This window comes from Streptomyces sp. NPDC048111 (assembly GCF_043202815.1).
Taxonomy (GTDB): domain Bacteria; phylum Actinomycetota; class Actinomycetes; order Streptomycetales; family Streptomycetaceae; genus Streptomyces.
Window position 1 is genome coordinate 93838 of record NZ_JBIDBD010000006.1, and the last position, 15822, is coordinate 109659.

Below are 15822 nucleotides of genomic sequence, written 5' to 3' on the forward strand. Positions count from 1 at the left end.
ACGCACTCACCGCCCCCCGAGCCGCAGCGCGCAGCAGTAACCCACAGCATTCGAGCCCCGAACCGGTTCTTCCGGTTCGGGGCTCGCTGCTGTGCCCTACTCGCTTACCGGCCCTACTTGTCGGGACCCACCGGGATGTCGAGGACGACCTTGGTGCCGCGCTCGGCGGCCGGCACCATGTCGAAGCTTCCGCCCAACTCGCCCTCCACCAGCGTCCGTACGATCTGGAGACCCAGGTTGCCGGTGCGCTGGGCGTCGAATCCCTCGGGCAGCCCGCGGCCGTCGTCCCGCACCGTGATCAGCAGCCGGGCGTCCTCGCGGGTGCCGCCGCGCAGCGCCGCGACCTCCACCGACCCCTGCTCCCCCGGTGCGAACGCGTGCTCAAGGGCGTTCTGCAGCACCTCGGTCAGGACCATGGACAGCGGGGTGGCCACCTCGGCGTCGAGTATCCCGAAGCGGCCGGTGCGGCGGCAGTTGACCTTGCCGGGCGAGATCTCGGCCACCATGGCGAGCACCCGGTCGGCGATCTCGTCGAACTGGACGCGCTCGTCCAGGTTCTGGGACAGCGTCTCGTGCACGATCGCGATCGAACCGACGCGCCGCACCGCCTCGTTGAGCGCCTCGCGGCCCTGGTCGGAGTCCATCCGGCGGGCCTGGAGGCGGAGCAGCGCGGCCACCGTCTGGAGGTTGTTCTTCACCCGGTGGTGGATCTCCCGGATGGTGGCGTCCTTGGTGATCAACTCCCGCTCGCGGCGCCGCAGTTCGGTCACGTCGCGCAGGAGCACGAGGGAACCGATGCGCGGCCCCTTCGGCTTCAGCGGGATGGCGCGCAGTTGGATCACGCCGTCGTTGCCCTCGACCTCGGCCTCCCTCGGCGCGTAGCCGCTGGCGAGCTTCACGATGGCCTCGTCCACCGGGCCGCGGGCCGGGGCGAGGTCGGAGGTCAGCTGCCCCAGGTGCTGTCCGACCAGGTCGGAGGCGAGGCCGAGGCGGTGGTAGGCGGAGAGCGCGTTGGGCGAGGCGTACTGCACGATGCCGTCCGCGTCCAGCCTGATCAGGCCGTCACCGGCGCGCGGCGAGGCGTCCATGTCGACCTGCTGGCCCGGGAAGGGGAAGGAGCCCGCGGCGATCATCTGGGCGAGGTCGGACGCGGACTGGAGGTAGGTCAGCTCAAGGCGCGAGGGTGTGCGCACGGTGAGCAGGTTGGTGTTGCGGGCGATGACGCCGAGGACGCGCCCCTCGCGGCGGACCGGGATCGACTCGACGCGGACCGGCACCTCCTCGCGCCACTCCGGGTCGCCCTCGCGCACGATGCGGCCCTCGTCGAGCGCGGCGTCCAGCAGCGGGCGCCGGCCGCGCGGCACGAGGTGGCCCACCATGTCGTCCTGGTAGGAGGTGGGGCCGGTGTTGGGGCGCATCTGCGCGACCGACACGTAGCGCGTGCCGTCCAGGGTGGGCACCCACAGGACCAGGTCGGCGAAGGACAGGTCGGAGAGCAGTTGCCACTCCGAGACCAGCAGATGGAGCCACTCGAGGTCGGACTCACTCAGAGCGGTGTGCTGGCGTACGAGGTCGTTCATGGAGGGCACGCTGTGAGCGTACCCGCGACCCGGCCCGGGAAGGACTGCGGGCCGCGGCGCCAGGACGGGACCCTCAGCCCGTCCGGGCACCGCAGCCCGGTTGCCGGCCGGCGGGTGTGCGGTCCCCCCGGCCTTCAAAGGGAGGTCACGGCGCAGTCAGGGCAGAGAGCGCCGGGGCCTCGGTTCCGCCCGCCTGTGCGGGGTGGGCGGAAGCTCAGTGTTGTTTCATTGTGGACTAGACCATTCTTGCATGTCCATCCATCTGCACCCCGCAATATTCCCTGCCGGCCCCGGGGGCGCAACCCTTCGGGCCGCCGCGTCGGATTCCCGCGCGGGCGGTGCGCCCGTGCGGGCCCGGGTCGCCCCGCGTCATGTCCCCCGCCCCCGAATGGCCGTCTCCGTATGCGTTCCAGCAACCCGGCCGGTCGACCATGGGAGCGGTCGGCTTCACCGGTCCGAGGGGCCCGCACTCTGCTAGATTGGTCTATACCACACCCGTTTTTCACGTCTCCAGATCGGCAGGCCCACGTGGAAGTTGTCATCGTCCCGGACGCCAAGGCAGGCGGCGAGCTCATCGCCGAGTCGATCGCCGCGCTGTGGCGCCGCAAGCCGGACGCGCTGCTCGGCGTGGCCACCGGCTCGACGCCCATCCCGATCTATGACGCGCTGACCGCGAAGGTGACCGCCGGCGAGGTGGACGTCTCGCGGGCCCGCGTGTGCCAGCTCGACGAGTACGTGGGGCTGCCCGCCGGGCATCCCGAGTCCTACCGGGCCACCGTCATCCGCCAGGTCGTCGAGCCGCTCGGGCTCGGGGCGGACTCCTTCATCGGGCCCGACGGCTCGGCCGAGGACGTCCAGGGCGCGTGCGAGGCGTACGACCTGGCGCTGGCCTCGGCCGGCGGGGTGGACCTCCAGATCCTGGGCATCGGCACGGACGGGCACATCGGGTTCAACGAGCCCTGCTCCTCGCTCGCCTCGCGGACCCGGATCAAGACGCTGACCGAGCAGACGCGGGTCGACAACGCGCGCTTCTTCGACGACGACATCGACCAGGTTCCGCACCACGTGATCACCCAGGGCATCGGGACGATCCTGGAGGCCCGGCACCTGGTGCTGCTCGCGACGGGTGAGGGGAAGGCGGAGGCGGTGGCGCAGACCGTGGAGGGGCCCGTGGCGGCGGTGGTGCCGGCGTCGGCGCTTCAGCTCCACCGGCATGCGACGGTCGTCGTCGACGAGGCGGCCGCCTCCAAGCTGAAGCTTGCGCCGTACTTCCGGCACACCTTCACCAACAAGCCCACTTGGCAGGGCCTCTAGCCCCTGGGGCCCAGCCCCCTCGGTCTAGCCCCTGGGAGCCCAGCCCCCTCGGCCCCACCCCCGAGGGGGCTCTCCCCTGCCCCGGCCCGTGCGCGGCTGGTCGCGCAGTTCCCCGCGCCCCCAAGCACCTTTGGCCGCGGACCGTGCGTGGCTGCTCGCGCAGTTCCCCGCGCCCCTTCGGGGCGCTGAACCCTCGCGTCGGGTCCACCTTCACCCCCCAGGGGCGCGGGGAACTGCGCGAGCAACCCAGCACGGTCCGCACGGAAAGCAAGGGGCGCGGGGAACTGCGCGACCAGCCCCCACCACCCGCAGACAAAATGCGCGCCCGGGGCGGGGTTACCCCTCGGCCGGGGTCGGGACAGGGGCAGGGGTCGGGGCCGGGGTGGGGAAGTGGATCCGGGTGCTGCAGGCGGACACCGCCAGCGCCGTCACCGCAACCACCCCCATCCCCCACACCAAGCTCGTCCCGTTCGCCACGAACCCGATCACCCCCGGCCCCGCCAGCAACCCCGTCGTCCCCATCGCCGCCACCAGCGCGAGCGCGTCCGAGCCCTGGCGGGCGGCGGCCACGTACACGCAGGGCGTCACCGCCGCGATGCCGAGCCCGACGCAGGCGAACCCCAGCAGCGCCGGGACCACGCCGCCGACGAGGAGGGCCAGCGCGAGCCCCGTGCCCGCCACCGCGCTGCCGGCCCGCACGATCCGCGCGTCCCCCCACTTCGTGCGCCAGCCGTCGGCGAAGAGCCGGGCCAGCACCATCATCACCGAGACGACGGCGATGCCCAGCGGCGCGAGCGAGGCCGACGCCCCCGCCGAGTCCTTCAGGTACAGCGCCGACCAGTCGTTCATGGCCCCTTCGGTCACGGTGCCGAAGGCCATCGCGAGCCCCATCCAGATCGTCACGCGGGTGGGCAGGGTCAGGCCCCGGCGCTTCTTCGCAGCGGCGGGTTCGGCCGGGCCCGCAGCGTCGGCGGCGTCCCCGGATTCCGGCAGGAGGCCGCCCCGCGCGCCCAGGACCAGCAGCGCCAGCAGCACCGTGGCCGTGCCGAAGTGGGCCGGGAGGGCGGTGGTCAGGGAGGTCACGCCGGAGGCGAGCAGGGCGGCGAGCAGGGAGCCCGCGCTGAAGGTGGCGTGCATCTTCGCCATGGTGGTCCGCCCGTAGGTGACTTCGAGCGCCGCCGCCTGCGCGTTCATCGCCACGTTCAGACAGCCGACCGCCACCCCGTCGCACGCGGCGACCAGCAGCGTGACCGGATAGTTCGGCGTGACCGAGAGGGCGAGCAGGACGAGACCGAGGGCGAGCGCCGACAGGATCGCGAGGCGCCGCGAGCCGAGCCGCCTGGTCAGGACCGCCACCAGCGGGAAGGACAGCGCCGCACCCGCCCCGCACACCATGAGCAGCAGCCCGAGTTCCGCCTCGGACAGGTCGAGCCTGGTCTTCAGGGCGGGGATCCGGGAGACCCAGGTGGCGTACTGGAACCCGAGACAGCAGAACAGTGCCGCGATCGCCAGCTGCGATCTGCGGAAGTCATCGCGGACGCGATACATGCGAATTCAGCCTACTTCCATGGACATGTACACCGCGTTCGCGCCGTAGCTCGACGGCAGTTCGACCTCGGGGTGCGCGCGGTAGCCGAGTTCCGCCCACAGCACGTGGGCGCCCCGCACGGCCACCAGGGAGATGCGCTCATACGCCAACTCCTCTGCCGTGTGCAGGAGATGAGTGAGCAACCGGGGGCCCAGACCCCGGCCGCGCAGGTGCTCGGCGATGACCAGGTCGTGCGCGTGCAGGTTGCGGGCGGAGTGCTCCGCTCCTTGTTCCGCCCGCTCGGCGCGGCTCAGGTCGGGGCTGGCGAAGGGCGGGTAGGGCAGGGCGAGGAGGTAGCCCCCGAGCCGGCCTTCGGCATCGTCCAGGACGAAGCAAGTGCCCTGGTGGTAGCGGGACTTGAGGGCCTCGCGACCCTCCGAGAGTCCGTCCGCGGCGTAGGCGCGCGCCTCCAGGGCCACGATGGCGTCCCAGTCGCGCTCGGCGAGCGGGCGCACCAGGACGTCGGCGGCCGAGCGGGCGTCCGGGAGGAGCCCGGTGTCCGGCGGGGTCATCTACCTCGAACCTCCGATGCAGGTGTACGGCAGCGGGTCGAAGCCGTTGAAGCCCTGGGTGGTGTAGCCGACGGCGTACGCGCCGCAGGAGCGGACCCAGACCGGGTCGCCGGAGACCACCGCGGCGGGGACCGGGACGCGTCCCAGCTCGTGGTCGTAGGCGTCGTCGCTGTCGCAGGTGGGTCCGGCGATCACGGCCGGTACGGTGTCGGCGGCCGGGTGGCCCGGGAATTCCAGGCGGTACTGCAACTCGTCCATCTCGTACAGGCCGTTGAACTTGCCGCAGGTCAGATAGAGCCAGTGCCGGACGTCGCCGTCGGGCCGGCGCCGGGACGTCAGGCGGGACACCCGGGCGCGGATGGCGCCGTGGTCGGCGACCAGATGGCGGCCGGGCTCCATCAGGAACTCCAGCGCTCGCCCGGCCCGCGCCTCCAGGCGTTCCATGCCCTCGCGGAGCACCGCGAACATCTTGTCCAGCGGCGGGTCGAGGGGACGCCCCCGCTTGTCGAGGCAGCCGAGCGCGGGCAGGCCGCCGCCGAGGTTGATCCGGTCGGGCCGGATGCCGCGGCCATCCAGGACCACCAGGAGGTCTTCGAGGTCGTCCAGGGCGCTCCGCCAGGCCTGTGACGTCATCTGCTGCGAACCGACGTGCACGGACAGGCCGGACGGGACGAGGCCCGCGTCCCGCGCTGCCTCCAGGACGCGCACCGCCTCGCCGGCCGAGCAGCCGAACTTCTGGCTGAGACCCCACAGGGCGCCTTCGCCGCTGGTGGCGAGGCGGCAGAACACCCGTGATCCGGGGGCGTGCCGGGCGATGGCCAGGACGTCCTCGACGCTGTCGGTCGCGAAGTCGCGGATGCCCATGCGGTGGGCCTCGGCGATGTTCTCGTCCGACTTGATCGTGTTGCCGTAGTGGATCCGCTCCAGGGGCACGCCCGTCGCGATGGCCTGCTCGATCTCGCGCGGGCTCGCCGCGTCGAAGCCGGCGCCCCGGCGGGCCAGGAGGTCGAGCACCTCGCCGACCGGGCACGCCTTCATGGCGAAGCGGACCGCGACGCGGGGCAGTTCGGCGAGCAGCGACGCGTACTGGGCCTCGATCCCGTCGAGGTCGAAGAGGATCCGATCGTCGGTGGTGGCGGCGAGCGCCGCTCGCAGGGCCGCGCTCTCAGGCATGGTCGGCACCCCGGTCCGGGCTCTCGGACCTGGCGGCCGCGACGAGGGGGCCCCAGGCCTCGATGAGCAGGGCGAACTCCTCGGTGTCGGCCTGCGCCTCGTCGAGCAGCCGCTCACGCAGCGGCACCAGGTGATCCGCGAACTCGGCGTATTTGCCGCCCAGTTGACGGTAGGAGCGGTCGAGCACGTCGAGTCTGCGGACGTTCTCGGTGCGGTCGGTGCCCGCGGCCGCGGCGACGAGCTCGGCGATGGCGGCGGCCCGCACGTGGTGGTGCTCGTCGAGCAGCGCTCCGCGCGCCTTCTCCATCGCCGTGTAGACGGGGTAGAGGTAGAGCATCGACAGGAGGAACTTGGTGAACCGCAGCTGGTAGGCGGTGAAGCCGGCGCCGGTCCGGCGCTCGGGGGTGTAGTAGTTCACGATGTTGCGGTTGTGGACCACGCCGGGCAGTGTCGCGTCGCGCACCAGGTGCAGCAGGAAGTAGTCGCTGCCTATGGTGCGGGTGGCGGGCGGCAGGGGCACGCGTTCGTAGACCTCGTGGTCAAGGCCGATGTTGCACATGTCGACCCGCCAGATGTCGGGTTCGCCCAGCGTCGACTCGTCGTGGGTGAAGGGCTCGGTGCCGGCTCCGACGAACGACTCGTCGACCAGCTCGCGCCGTTCCTGTTCGGATGCCCCGGCCTCGGCCCACAGGCCGACCACCTCGTAATAGACGGCCGGGTCGAGATCGCGGATCTCGCCGATGTCCACCGAGAGTTCCCCCACGAAGGAGCTGCCGACCATGGCGACGGGCTTGTAGACGTCGGCCGGGTCGAGCAGGGTGCGGGTGACGTGCGGTACGGCGTCCACGGCCCGCTTGCCGAGCGAGAGCAGCTCGTGGTGGACGGGGTAGACGGGATCGCCGTCCAGGAGCTGGTAGTCGCTGTCGGAGTCCCGGCGGTGGACGGAGTCACAGCCGAGCGCGCTCGCGATCAGGAAGGCGCGGTTGGTGCACGCCCCGTAGGAGACCTCGGCGGGCAGCATGAGATCGAGCATCAGATCGGGCTTGGGGACGCCCGAGCGCTCGATCACGCGCTGGAGGAAATCGCGCTGGGCCGCCTCGTCCAGGTGGTGCACGACGACGTCGGGCCGGGGGCTCAACCGGCCCAGGGCCGCGGCGTGTTCGGCGCGTACGGGCTCGTCGCAGGAGTCCAGGACCAGCAGGTGCACCTCGACACCGAAGTGCTCGGCGGCGTACGCGGCCTCCTGGCCGAGCGCCGTGATCGTGCCGGCGCAGGGCCGGTTCGTGGGCAGGGTCAGGCAGATCGCGCGCATCACTGCTCTCCGGTGGGCCGCTCGGCGTGCTGGTGCGCGCGCTGTTCCGCCGCGTCCCGCCCGTGCCAGGATTCGAGGCCGAGCAGCTTGGCGCCGAGGTCGTTGAGGGTGGCGGTGGGATACCGCAGGGACTCGTGTCTGCGGGCGTCGCCGACCAGGGTCTTGTTCCAGTCGGGGGTGCTGAGGCTGCGCCAGGACTCGACGCGGGACTTGCGCACCTCGTGGTCCGATTCCAGGGCGGGCATCATCGAGAGGTACTGCACCGCGCGGACACCGTTGTCAGAGGTGTTGCGGGCCACGCCGTGCGCGAGGAGGCCGTTCCAGATCAGCAGGTCGCCGGCCTTCAGCTCGGGCCGCACGACCGGGAACTCGGCGCGGTCGGTGTTGGGCCGGATCGGGTCGCGGTCGGCGGGCTGTCCGATCCGCCACTCGTCGAAGCGGCGGAAGAGTTCGGGCGAGCACTGGAAGCCGCCGTGGTCGTCCTGGGTGTCGTTGAGCGCGATGATGCCCTGGACGCGCTGCGGCAGCACGCCGAGCGTGGTGTCGACGTCCCAGTGCAGCTCGATGTCGAAGCCCTTGTCGGTGGGTTCTATCAGGGCGCGGTCGCGGTCCCGGACGTTGGGCGGGTTCAGGTTGAGCCGGTCGAGGGTGACCCACAGCTCCTCGCAGTCCCATACGTCGGCGAACGCGTCGTAGACCCGCTGCGACTGACGGCTGTCCCACAGGAGCTGGTGGTGGTAGGCCTCGACGAACCCGTAGACGTGCAGGTGCTGTTCGAGCTCGGTGGCGAACTCCCGGTCGTCGCGGTACCAGGTCTCGGGCCGCTCCGGGTCCAGGCCCTGGAAGTCCCAGGTGAAGTCGAGCAGCCGCCGGGCGGCCTCGGCCGGGATGGCCTCCTTCACCACGACGTAGCCGTACGTCTGCCAGAACGCGAAGTCCTCGTCGGACAGCACGCGCAGCGGACGGGACTTCTCGATGTCCCGCAGCGGGGTGCGCGCGAGGTAGGTCTCGCCGCCGTCCGAGCTGAAGTAGGGGACGTCGGATGCGGCACGGTAGAGATAGCGGTCGGGGCCCGGCATGGGGTCACTCCAGGGGTCGGATGGGCGGTGTCTTGTGTCGTCCCCGCGCTCCCGGTCGGCGCGGGAGGGCGGCCCGGACGGCGGTGCCGGGCGGCGGGGGCCGGCGGGACGGGGCAGCGGCACCGGTCCGCGCGGACCGGGTGAGGTCACGGTCGGCGGCGCGGCGCGCTGCGGCGAAACGGCTTCGGCGTACGGGTGTGCTCGCGTCCGGCGTGCACCTGGCGGCCGTCCGGGGCCGGGGATGTGCGGGTGCCGGGCGATGCGGGGTGCCCTCGGCAGGGCCGCGCCCGAACCGGTTCACGGCCGGGCGTTGCGAGGGCAAACAGGCGTGGGGCGACCGGTGTTGGCGGGCCCGGCGCACCGTCGCGCCGGCCGGTCACCCGGTGGAGACGGCGGGTCTCCACGAAGCTGGGCCGGGGTCGTTACCTCCTTGCATGCGGCACCACTCGCGACCCGAGGATACCTGCACCGATCTTGCGTACTTCCAAGGTGGACTAGACCAACTTACGGTGTCAACCCCCAAGTTGGGGCCCTGCCGGGCACAATTCGGGCTGGTTCACGCACCGGACACACAGGGGATACGTACTGTCAAGTAGAGCCCCGCGAGACCCAGTTGACGGCGCGCGGACAGCACCGGCGGAGTTCCCCGTTCCGGGCCGCGGGGACAAGTCGGCCCTCCCGGACAGCCGAAGTCGGCCCGTTCGTACATCTCCTCCACGCACCCTTGGCAGGACCCGCACATGCAAACGTGGGGGGGGGGGGGGGGGGGGGGGGGGGGGGGGGCCCGGCCCCCGGCCCCCCGCCGGGGGGGGGGGGCCGGCCGGGGGGGGGGGGCCCGCCGCCGCCCCCCCGCCCGCCCCCCCCCCCCCCGCGCCCGCGGGGGGGGGGGCCCCCCCCCCCCCCCCCCCCCCCGCCACTGCTTCTCGCCGCGCCGGAGCGCGTCAGCTTCCCGCGATGGCCTCCGCCGCCGCGCGTCCGCACACCCGGGCCGCGCCGTGCGTGGCGATGTGCAGGGCGCCGCGCGGAGCGGCCCGCGGCACGCCCATCTCGACCACGACCGTGTCCGGGCGGGCCGCGAGGAGGGCGTCGAGCGCCGCCGCCATCCACGGGTGACGGTGCTCGTCGCGCACGACGGCGACGATCCGGCGCTCCCCCGCGGCCGCGAGCACGTCCGCGGCGCCGCTGTCCGTGCCGAAGGTGCCGCTCTCGGTGCCGGGCAGCAGCTCGGCGAGTTCGGCGCCGATGCTCCAGGGCGTCTCGCTGCTCACCGCGATGTTCATCACGGGCGTGAACGTGGCCACGTACGCGGCCCGCTCCAGCGGGCGCCACGACGGCGACGCGGTGACCCTGGCGGCGCGGCGCGCGGCCACCAGACCGATGTCGCCGCCGGTGCCGGGCGCGGTCCCCTCCTGCACCGCCGCGCCCGGCGCCGTCCTGTCCCCCCTGGCCGCGCCGGTCCACGCCGCCAGCGCGCGCACGCGCGCGGCGGCGTCGGCCAGGCGTTCCTCGGCCAGCTCGCCGTCCCGTACCGCTTGGACCAGCGCGTCGCGCAGTCGCAGTACGGTGCCCTCGTCGGACAGGCCGCCGCCGACGCACAGGGCGTCGGCGCCCGCCGCGATCGCGAGGACGGATCCCCGCTCGATGCCGACCGTTCCGGCGATGGCCTGCATCTCCACCGCGTCCGAGACGATCAGCCCGTCGTAGCCGAGCTCCTCGCGCAGCAGTCCGGTGAGGATGCGCGGGCTGAGCGTGGCGGGACGTGCGGGGTCGAGCGCGGGAAGAAGGATGTGCGCGCTCATGACCGACTTGGAACCGGCGGCTATGGCGGCGCGGAAAGGCACCAGCTCGCGCCGGTGCAGCGTGTCGAGGTCGACGTCGATGCGGGGCATCGCGTGGTGCGAGTCGACGTTGGTGTCGCCGTGGCCGGGGAAGTGCTTGGTGCAGGCGGCGACACCGGCCGCCTGGAGGCCCTCGATGTAGGCGGCGGTGTGCCGGGCCACCAGTTCGGTGTCCGCCCCGAAGGCCCGTACGCCGATGATCGGGTTGTCCGGGTTGGAGTTGACGTCGGCGGACGGCGCCCAGTTCAGGTTGACGCCGCACTCGGCGAGGCGGCGGCCCAGCTCGTGGGCGACCGCGCGGGTCAGCTCCAGGTCGTCGACCGCGCCGAGCGCCAGATTGCCGGGGAAGGAGGAACCGGTGCGCACCTCTATGCGGGTGACGTCACCGCCCTCCTCGTCGATGGCCACCAGGACGTCGTCCCGCTCGGCCCTCAACTGGGCGGTCAGCGCGGCCACTTGGGGCGCGGAGACGATGTTGCGCCCGAACAGGCCGACGGAGGCGAGGCCTTCGCCGATCCGGCGGAGCAGCCAGTCCGGCGCGGTGGTGCCGACGAACCCGGGCTGGAGGACGGCGAGGGCGTCGCGGGTCAGTGTGCCGGAACCCGTGGTCATAGTCGTCATGGGCAGGGTTATCCCTTCACTGCGCCGGCCGTCAGACCCGCGGCCATCTTGCGCTGGACGAGGAGGAAGAGAATCACGATGGGGACGGCCATCATGGTCGATCCGGCCATCATCGGGGCGTACTCGGTGCCGTGCTGCGTGGTGAAGTTGGACAGCCAGACGGTGGCCGTCTGGTGGTTCTGGCTCATCAGCATCAGGGCGTAGAGGTACTCGTTCCAGGCCTGGATGAAACCGTAGACCGAGGTGGCCACCATGCCGGGGGCGAGGAGCGGGAAGACCACGCGGATGAAGGCGCCGGTGCGGGTGCACCCGTCGACCATGGCCGCCTCCTCCAGCTCCTTGGGGACGTTGACGATGAAACCGCGCAGCGTCCACACCGTGAAGGGGAGGATGAAGGTCAGGTACGTGATGATCAGGCCCGTGAGCTTGTCGTACTGACCGAGGTCGTTCAGGAGCAGGAAGACCGGGATGATCATGGCGACCAGCGGCACCATCTGGACCGCGAGGATGCCGACGATGACGATCTTGCGGCCGCGGAAGGCGAACCGCGAGATGGCGAGCGCCGCGAGCAGACCGACCGCGATGCCGATCACCACCACGACGAGCGAGACGGTCAGGGACCGGCCGATCGAACCCCAGAAGTCGCCGATCTGGAGCGCCCGCTTGAAGTTGTCGAGCGTGACGTGCGTGGGGAACAGGTGCGGATCGGGGTCGATCGCGTCCTTGGCCGGCTTGAACGCGGTGTTCAGCATCCAGTAGACCGGGAAGCCCGCGGTGACGAAGACCAGCAGACCGAGCAGGTTCCAGCCGGCCCTGGTCTTCCTGCGGGTGGGCTTGGCGCGCGTGGCGCCGGGTGCCGCGGCGGTCGAGGCAGCCATCGTCACTCCGTCCTTTGCGATCGCGGTGCTCACTCGACGTCCCCGATCTTGAGCATCTGGCGCATGTACACCGCGATCACACCGAGCAGCAGGAGCACGGTGAGCAGGGCGATCGCGGAACCCTGGGAGTAGTCGTTGACGACGAAGGCCTTGTCGTAGGAGTACGTGGTGAGGAGCTGGTACTCCGGTTCGGGGTGGCCGCCGCGCATCACGAAGACCTGCGGGAAGACGCCCATGTCCCAGATCACCGAGAGCGTCGCCAGCATCACGATGATGGGCTTGAGGATCGGCAGGGTGACGTGCCGGAACACGCCCCAGGAGCCGGCGCCGTCGAGCCGCGCGGCCTCTTCGAGTTCCTTGGGCACCTGGGTCAGGCCGGCGCTGAGGGTGATGACCACGAAGGGCACCGCGCCCCAGACCACCAGCAGCATGATGACGGCGAGGCCCTGGGTGCTGTCGATGAACCAGTTGTGCCCGGTGACGTCGACCCCGGGCAACTGGCTGAGCAGCCAGTTCAGTACGCCGTAGTCGCTGTCGAACATCCACTTGAAGATGGTGATCGCGACGACGATGGGCATGCCCCAACTCGCCACCAGGGCGATGTTGATGAGCGTCTTGACCCAGCCCGAGACCCGCTGGAGCAGCAGGGCTATGAGCATGCCGATGACCATGGTCAGGACGACCGCGGAGGCGGCGAAGACGATGGTGCGCACCACGACGTCCCAGAACTCGGAGTCGCCGAGGACGTTGGTGAAGTTGTCGAGGCCGACGGACTCGGCGGCCTGGAAGCCCCACAGCTGCGGCTGCCCGAACTTCTCGAAGGACAGGGTGACCAGCCGGACCAGCGGATAGCCGAGGACGATGGCGAGGACGATCAGACAGGGCGCGAGCAGTGCCCAGGGCACCGCCGCTCCCCCGCCCGTGCCACGCTTCTTCCCCGGCCTGCCGGGCTGACCGGATCCAGCACCCGGTAGTGGGTCGCGCCGCGCCGGCGGCACCTTGGCGGTGGTTGTCTCTGCGGCACTCATCGCGCGCTCCTGGTGATCCCTCTCTGGAACTGGCCAGGCAGGGCCCCGTCACGTGACGGGGCCCTGCCCAAAGGTCACTTGGTGTTGATGACCTTGTCGATCGCGGCGTCCGCGTCCTTCGCGGCGGCCTCGACCGTCTTCTTACCGGTGCCGATGGCCTGGAGCATGTCCTGGAGGGTCTTGGCCTTCTCGACCTGGCCCCAGCCCGGCGCCATCGGGACGAACCAGCTGGACTCGGCCGCGGTGGCCGGCACGGCCGTCTTCGGGTCCGACTTCAGCGGTGCGAGGTCCGTCTTGTTGTTGGGCAGGTTGCCCTTGGCGATCAGGCCCTTCTGGCCCTGGGTGCCGGTGAACGCGTTGATCCACTCGGCGGCGAGGCCCTGCGCCTTGGACTTGACCGGGACCGCGAGGTCCGAGCCGCCGAGGAAGACCGGCATGGCCTTGCCCGACGGGGCCGGCATCACGAAGCTCTCGATCTTGTCGGCGAGCTTGCCGACCTTGTCGTTCTCCGGCAGGGCGGCGTTGGCGCCCTCCCAGGCCGGGCTGAAGACGAGGGCGGACTTGCCCTGGCCGTAGACGATCGGGCGGTCCGCCTCGTCCTTGGTCTTGTCGCCCTTCATGTACTTGTCGACGACGTTCTTGAACTCGGTGAGGCCCTTGATGGACTCCGGCGAGGACAGGTTGGCCTTGAACTTGTCGCCGTCCTGCTTGGCGATGGAGCCGCCGGCGTCGTAGACGAAGGACATGGCCGCGTACCAGTCACGGGTGGGCTGGTACCAGGCACTAAACTTGTCGCCCTGCTTGGCCTGGATCTTGTCCAGGTCGGCGGTCAGCTCGGCGTAGGTCTTCGGCGTCGCGGTGATGCCCGCGTCCGTGGCGATGTCCTTGCGCCAGGTCGCCGTGCGGCCACCGGCGTAGTAGGGGACGCCGTAGGTCTTGCCGTTGTACGTGACCGAGGCCTTGAGGCCGTCGAGCCAGGCGGCGGAGTTGTCGAACTTCGAGGCGTCGACCTCGGCGAAGGCGCCCTTGACCGAGTAGGCGAGCATCTCGGTGTTGCCCATCTCCACGACGTCCGGCGCCTTGTCGGTGGCGAGGACGGCGTCGAGCTTGGCGTTCTTGTCCGGCCAGCCGTAGTACTCGTGGTTGATCTTCAGACCCGGGTGCTTGGCGACGATCGCGTCGTCCGCCGCCTTCACCAGCTCGGGCCAGTTCTTCTGGGCGTCGACCGTCAGCCAGACGGTCAGCTCCTTGGCGTCGCCCCCCGCGGCGCCGTCCTTCTTGTCACTGCCGCCGCATGCCGCGGCGCCGATCATGATGCCCGCGACGCCGATTGCCGCGATGAGCTTGCGCTTCACGCCACTCTCCTCAGGGATGACTGAAACCCCCCGCCCACCGCGATGCCACATACGACGAGTACTGCCCGTGGGGCTGGGTTCTGGTCTTTAATGGTTTAGACCAGTACCGGGAGCTTGGCCTAGACCTATTGGGGTGTCAAGAGTCGATAAGAACGCTGAGACCGTCCGTTATCGGACCGACACCTCACCGTTCGGGACGCCCCACAACAGCGGCCCCACGCGCCCGTCCGGCACCGCCCCGAGCGCCTCCGGAGAGGGGGCTGGGCTTTAATGGTTTAGACCAACTTGCACACTTCCCCGCACGTCCGCCGCGCGGCGGTGTATAAGAAGGGCTTGTCGATCGCGTTCCCGGACCGACACCCTGACGGAGGGCGACGACCCGTGACCGGTCCGTGCCACCATGTGAGCCGCGACAGACGGAGGAGCCGGTGACGGCAGCAGCGCAGCACTCGGGAAGGCAGACCACCATGGCCGCCGACGGCAGCGGAAGCGAGACGGAGGCGGGCGCCGGCGCCCGCACCGCGCGCGTGCCCAAGTACTACCGCCTCAAGCGCCACTTGCTGGAGATGACGGAAACGCTGCCGCCCGGCACCCCCGTGCCGCCCGAGCGGACGCTGGCCGCCGAGTTCGACACCTCCCGCACCACCGTGCGCCAGGCCCTGCAGGAACTGGTCGTCGAGGGCCGCCTCGAACGCATCCAGGGCAAGGGCACCTTCGTCGCCAAGCCCAAGGTCTCCCAGCCGCTGCAACTGTCCTCCTACACCGAGGACATGCGGGCCCAGGGCCTTGAGCCGACCTCCCAGCTCCTCGACATCGGGTACGTCACGGCGGACGACACCCTCGCCGGGCTGCTCGACATCAACGCGGGCGGGCGCGTGCTGCGCATCGAGCGGCTGCGCCTGGCGAGCGGCGAGCCGATGGCCATCGAGACCACCCATCTGTCCGCCAAGCGCTTCCCGGCGCTGCGCCGCTCCCTGGTGAAGTACACCTCGCTCTATACGGCGCTCGCCGAGGTGTACGGCGTGCATCTCGCGGAGGCCGAGGAGACCATCGAGACCTCGCTCGCCACCCCGCGCGAGGCCGGCCTGCTCGGCACCGACGTGGGCCTGCCGATGCTGATGCTGTCCCGCCACTCCCTGGACGGCCAGGGCGAGCCCGTGGAGTGGGTGCGCTCGGTCTACCGCGGCGACCGCTACAAGTTCGTCGCCCGCCTCAAGCGCCCGACCGACTGACCACCCCCGGACCACCAGCGCTCAGAACCGGCCACGTCCCGCTCACGGGGCGTGGCCGTCGTGCGTTCCGGGGCGCTCCTGTCCAACTCCGTCCGGACTCCGGCACCTTGTGCCTGGCACCTTGGTGCCCGCCCGGACGAAGTCCCTGCTGGGCCCGGCGTCCGGGGTGTCCGTAGCGGCCGGGCGGGGTGGCACCGTCCTGCCGCGCGGTTGTGGCCACCCGTTTCCCGGTGACACCCCGGCCCCCGTCGGCCAATCTTGAACTCGCCAAAGGAAATCCGCTCCTGGCAAATCTCCGACAAAGCTCCTGAC

The 15822-nt window shown here is 71.2% G+C and carries 12 protein-coding genes; 2 read left to right on the forward strand and 10 right to left on the reverse strand.

The annotated features are described in order from the left end of the window. Window positions 1–113: 113 nt before the first annotated feature. The gene (locus tag ACGF3I_RS13650; protein ID WP_393131766.1) at window positions 114–1580 is read right to left on the reverse strand and encodes a sensor histidine kinase; all 1467 of its coding nucleotides are present in this window, start codon (window positions 1578–1580) and stop codon (window positions 114–116) included. A 528-nt stretch (window positions 1581–2108) separates the two neighbouring features. Here ACGF3I_RS13650 and nagB point away from each other — a divergent pair. Then, entirely contained in the window at window positions 2109–2894 is a 786-nt protein-coding gene (gene nagB / locus ACGF3I_RS13655; protein ID WP_393131409.1) for a glucosamine-6-phosphate deaminase, read from the forward strand. 336 nt (window positions 2895–3230) lie between these two features. On the opposite strand, the gene ACGF3I_RS13660 is transcribed toward nagB, so the two are convergent. From ACGF3I_RS13660 to ACGF3I_RS13700, 9 genes are all read right to left on the reverse strand, one after another. Next, window positions 3231–4442: an MFS transporter gene (locus ACGF3I_RS13660; protein WP_393131411.1), complete on the reverse strand. Its 1212-nt coding sequence runs from the start codon at window positions 4440–4442 to the stop codon at window positions 3231–3233. Window positions 4443–4448: 6 nt separating this feature from the next. After that, window positions 4449–4994, reverse strand: a complete 546-nt coding sequence (locus ACGF3I_RS13665) for a GNAT family N-acetyltransferase (protein WP_393131413.1) — start codon at window positions 4992–4994, stop codon at window positions 4449–4451. Further along, a complete protein-coding gene (locus ACGF3I_RS13670) occupies window positions 4995–6167 on the reverse strand; it encodes a type III PLP-dependent enzyme (protein WP_393131415.1) in 1173 nt (390 codons plus the stop codon). It lies immediately after the preceding gene. Beyond that, the gene (locus ACGF3I_RS13675) at window positions 6160–7479 is read right to left on the reverse strand and encodes a DUF6271 family protein (RefSeq protein WP_393131417.1); all 1320 of its coding nucleotides are present in this window, start codon (window positions 7477–7479) and stop codon (window positions 6160–6162) included. Before ACGF3I_RS13675 ends, ACGF3I_RS13670 begins: the two co-directional genes overlap by 8 nt. Then, a complete protein-coding gene (locus ACGF3I_RS13680) occupies window positions 7479–8558 on the reverse strand; it encodes a phytanoyl-CoA dioxygenase family protein (protein WP_393131419.1) in 1080 nt (359 codons plus the stop codon). The genes ACGF3I_RS13675 and ACGF3I_RS13680 overlap by 1 nt, the downstream gene beginning before the upstream one ends. A 941-nt stretch (window positions 8559–9499) precedes the next feature. After that, on the reverse strand, window positions 9500–11017 hold the full coding sequence (locus tag ACGF3I_RS13685) for a glycoside hydrolase family 3 protein (RefSeq protein ID WP_393131421.1): 1518 nt from the start codon (window positions 11015–11017) through the stop codon (window positions 9500–9502). 8 nt (window positions 11018–11025) lie between these two features. Next, window positions 11026–11895 carry a carbohydrate ABC transporter permease gene (locus ACGF3I_RS13690; RefSeq protein ID WP_393131423.1) on the reverse strand — a complete coding sequence of 290 codons (870 nt, stop codon included), beginning with the start codon at window positions 11893–11895 and terminating at the stop codon, window positions 11026–11028. Between the two features lie 29 nt (window positions 11896–11924). Beyond that, window positions 11925–12923: a carbohydrate ABC transporter permease gene (locus ACGF3I_RS13695; RefSeq protein WP_393131425.1), complete on the reverse strand. Its 999-nt coding sequence runs from the start codon at window positions 12921–12923 to the stop codon at window positions 11925–11927. Window positions 12924–12997: 74 nt separating this feature from the next. Then, a complete protein-coding gene (locus ACGF3I_RS13700; RefSeq protein ID WP_393131427.1) occupies window positions 12998–14278 on the reverse strand; it encodes an extracellular solute-binding protein in 1281 nt (426 codons plus the stop codon). A 467-nt stretch (window positions 14279–14745) separates the two neighbouring features. Here ACGF3I_RS13700 and ACGF3I_RS13705 point away from each other — a divergent pair, with 467 nt between their 5' ends. Further along, window positions 14746–15510: a GntR family transcriptional regulator gene (locus ACGF3I_RS13705; RefSeq protein ID WP_393131768.1), complete on the forward strand. Its 765-nt coding sequence runs from the start codon at window positions 14746–14748 to the stop codon at window positions 15508–15510. The last annotated feature ends 312 nt before the right edge of the window (window positions 15511–15822 follow it).

Bases quoted from the DNA above. Each gene is read 5' to 3' on its own strand.
- ACGF3I_RS13650 (WP_393131766.1), bottom strand. From the start codon at position 1,580: ATGAACGACCTCGTACGCCAGCACACCGCTCTGAGTGAGTCCGACCTC.
- ACGF3I_RS13660 (WP_393131411.1), bottom strand. From the start codon at position 4,442: ATGTATCGCGTCCGCGATGACTTCCGCAGATCGCAGCTGGCGATCGCG.
- ACGF3I_RS13665 (WP_393131413.1), bottom strand. From the start codon at position 4,994: ATGACCCCGCCGGACACCGGGCTCCTCCCGGACGCCCGCTCGGCCGCC.
- ACGF3I_RS13670 (WP_393131415.1), bottom strand. From the start codon at position 6,167: ATGCCTGAGAGCGCGGCCCTGCGAGCGGCGCTCGCCGCCACCACCGAC.
- ACGF3I_RS13675 (WP_393131417.1), bottom strand. From the start codon at position 7,479: ATGCGCGCGATCTGCCTGACCCTGCCCACGAACCGGCCCTGCGCCGGC.
- ACGF3I_RS13680 (WP_393131419.1), bottom strand. From the start codon at position 8,558: ATGCCGGGCCCCGACCGCTATCTCTACCGTGCCGCATCCGACGTCCCC.
- ACGF3I_RS13685 (WP_393131421.1), bottom strand. From the start codon at position 11,017: ATGACGACTATGACCACGGGTTCCGGCACACTGACCCGCGACGCCCTC.
- ACGF3I_RS13690 (WP_393131423.1), bottom strand. From the start codon at position 11,895: ATGGCTGCCTCGACCGCCGCGGCACCCGGCGCCACGCGCGCCAAGCCC.
- ACGF3I_RS13695 (WP_393131425.1), bottom strand. From the start codon at position 12,923: ATGAGTGCCGCAGAGACAACCACCGCCAAGGTGCCGCCGGCGCGGCGC.
- ACGF3I_RS13705 (WP_393131768.1), top strand. From the start codon at position 14,746: ATGGCCGCCGACGGCAGCGGAAGCGAGACGGAGGCGGGCGCCGGCGCC.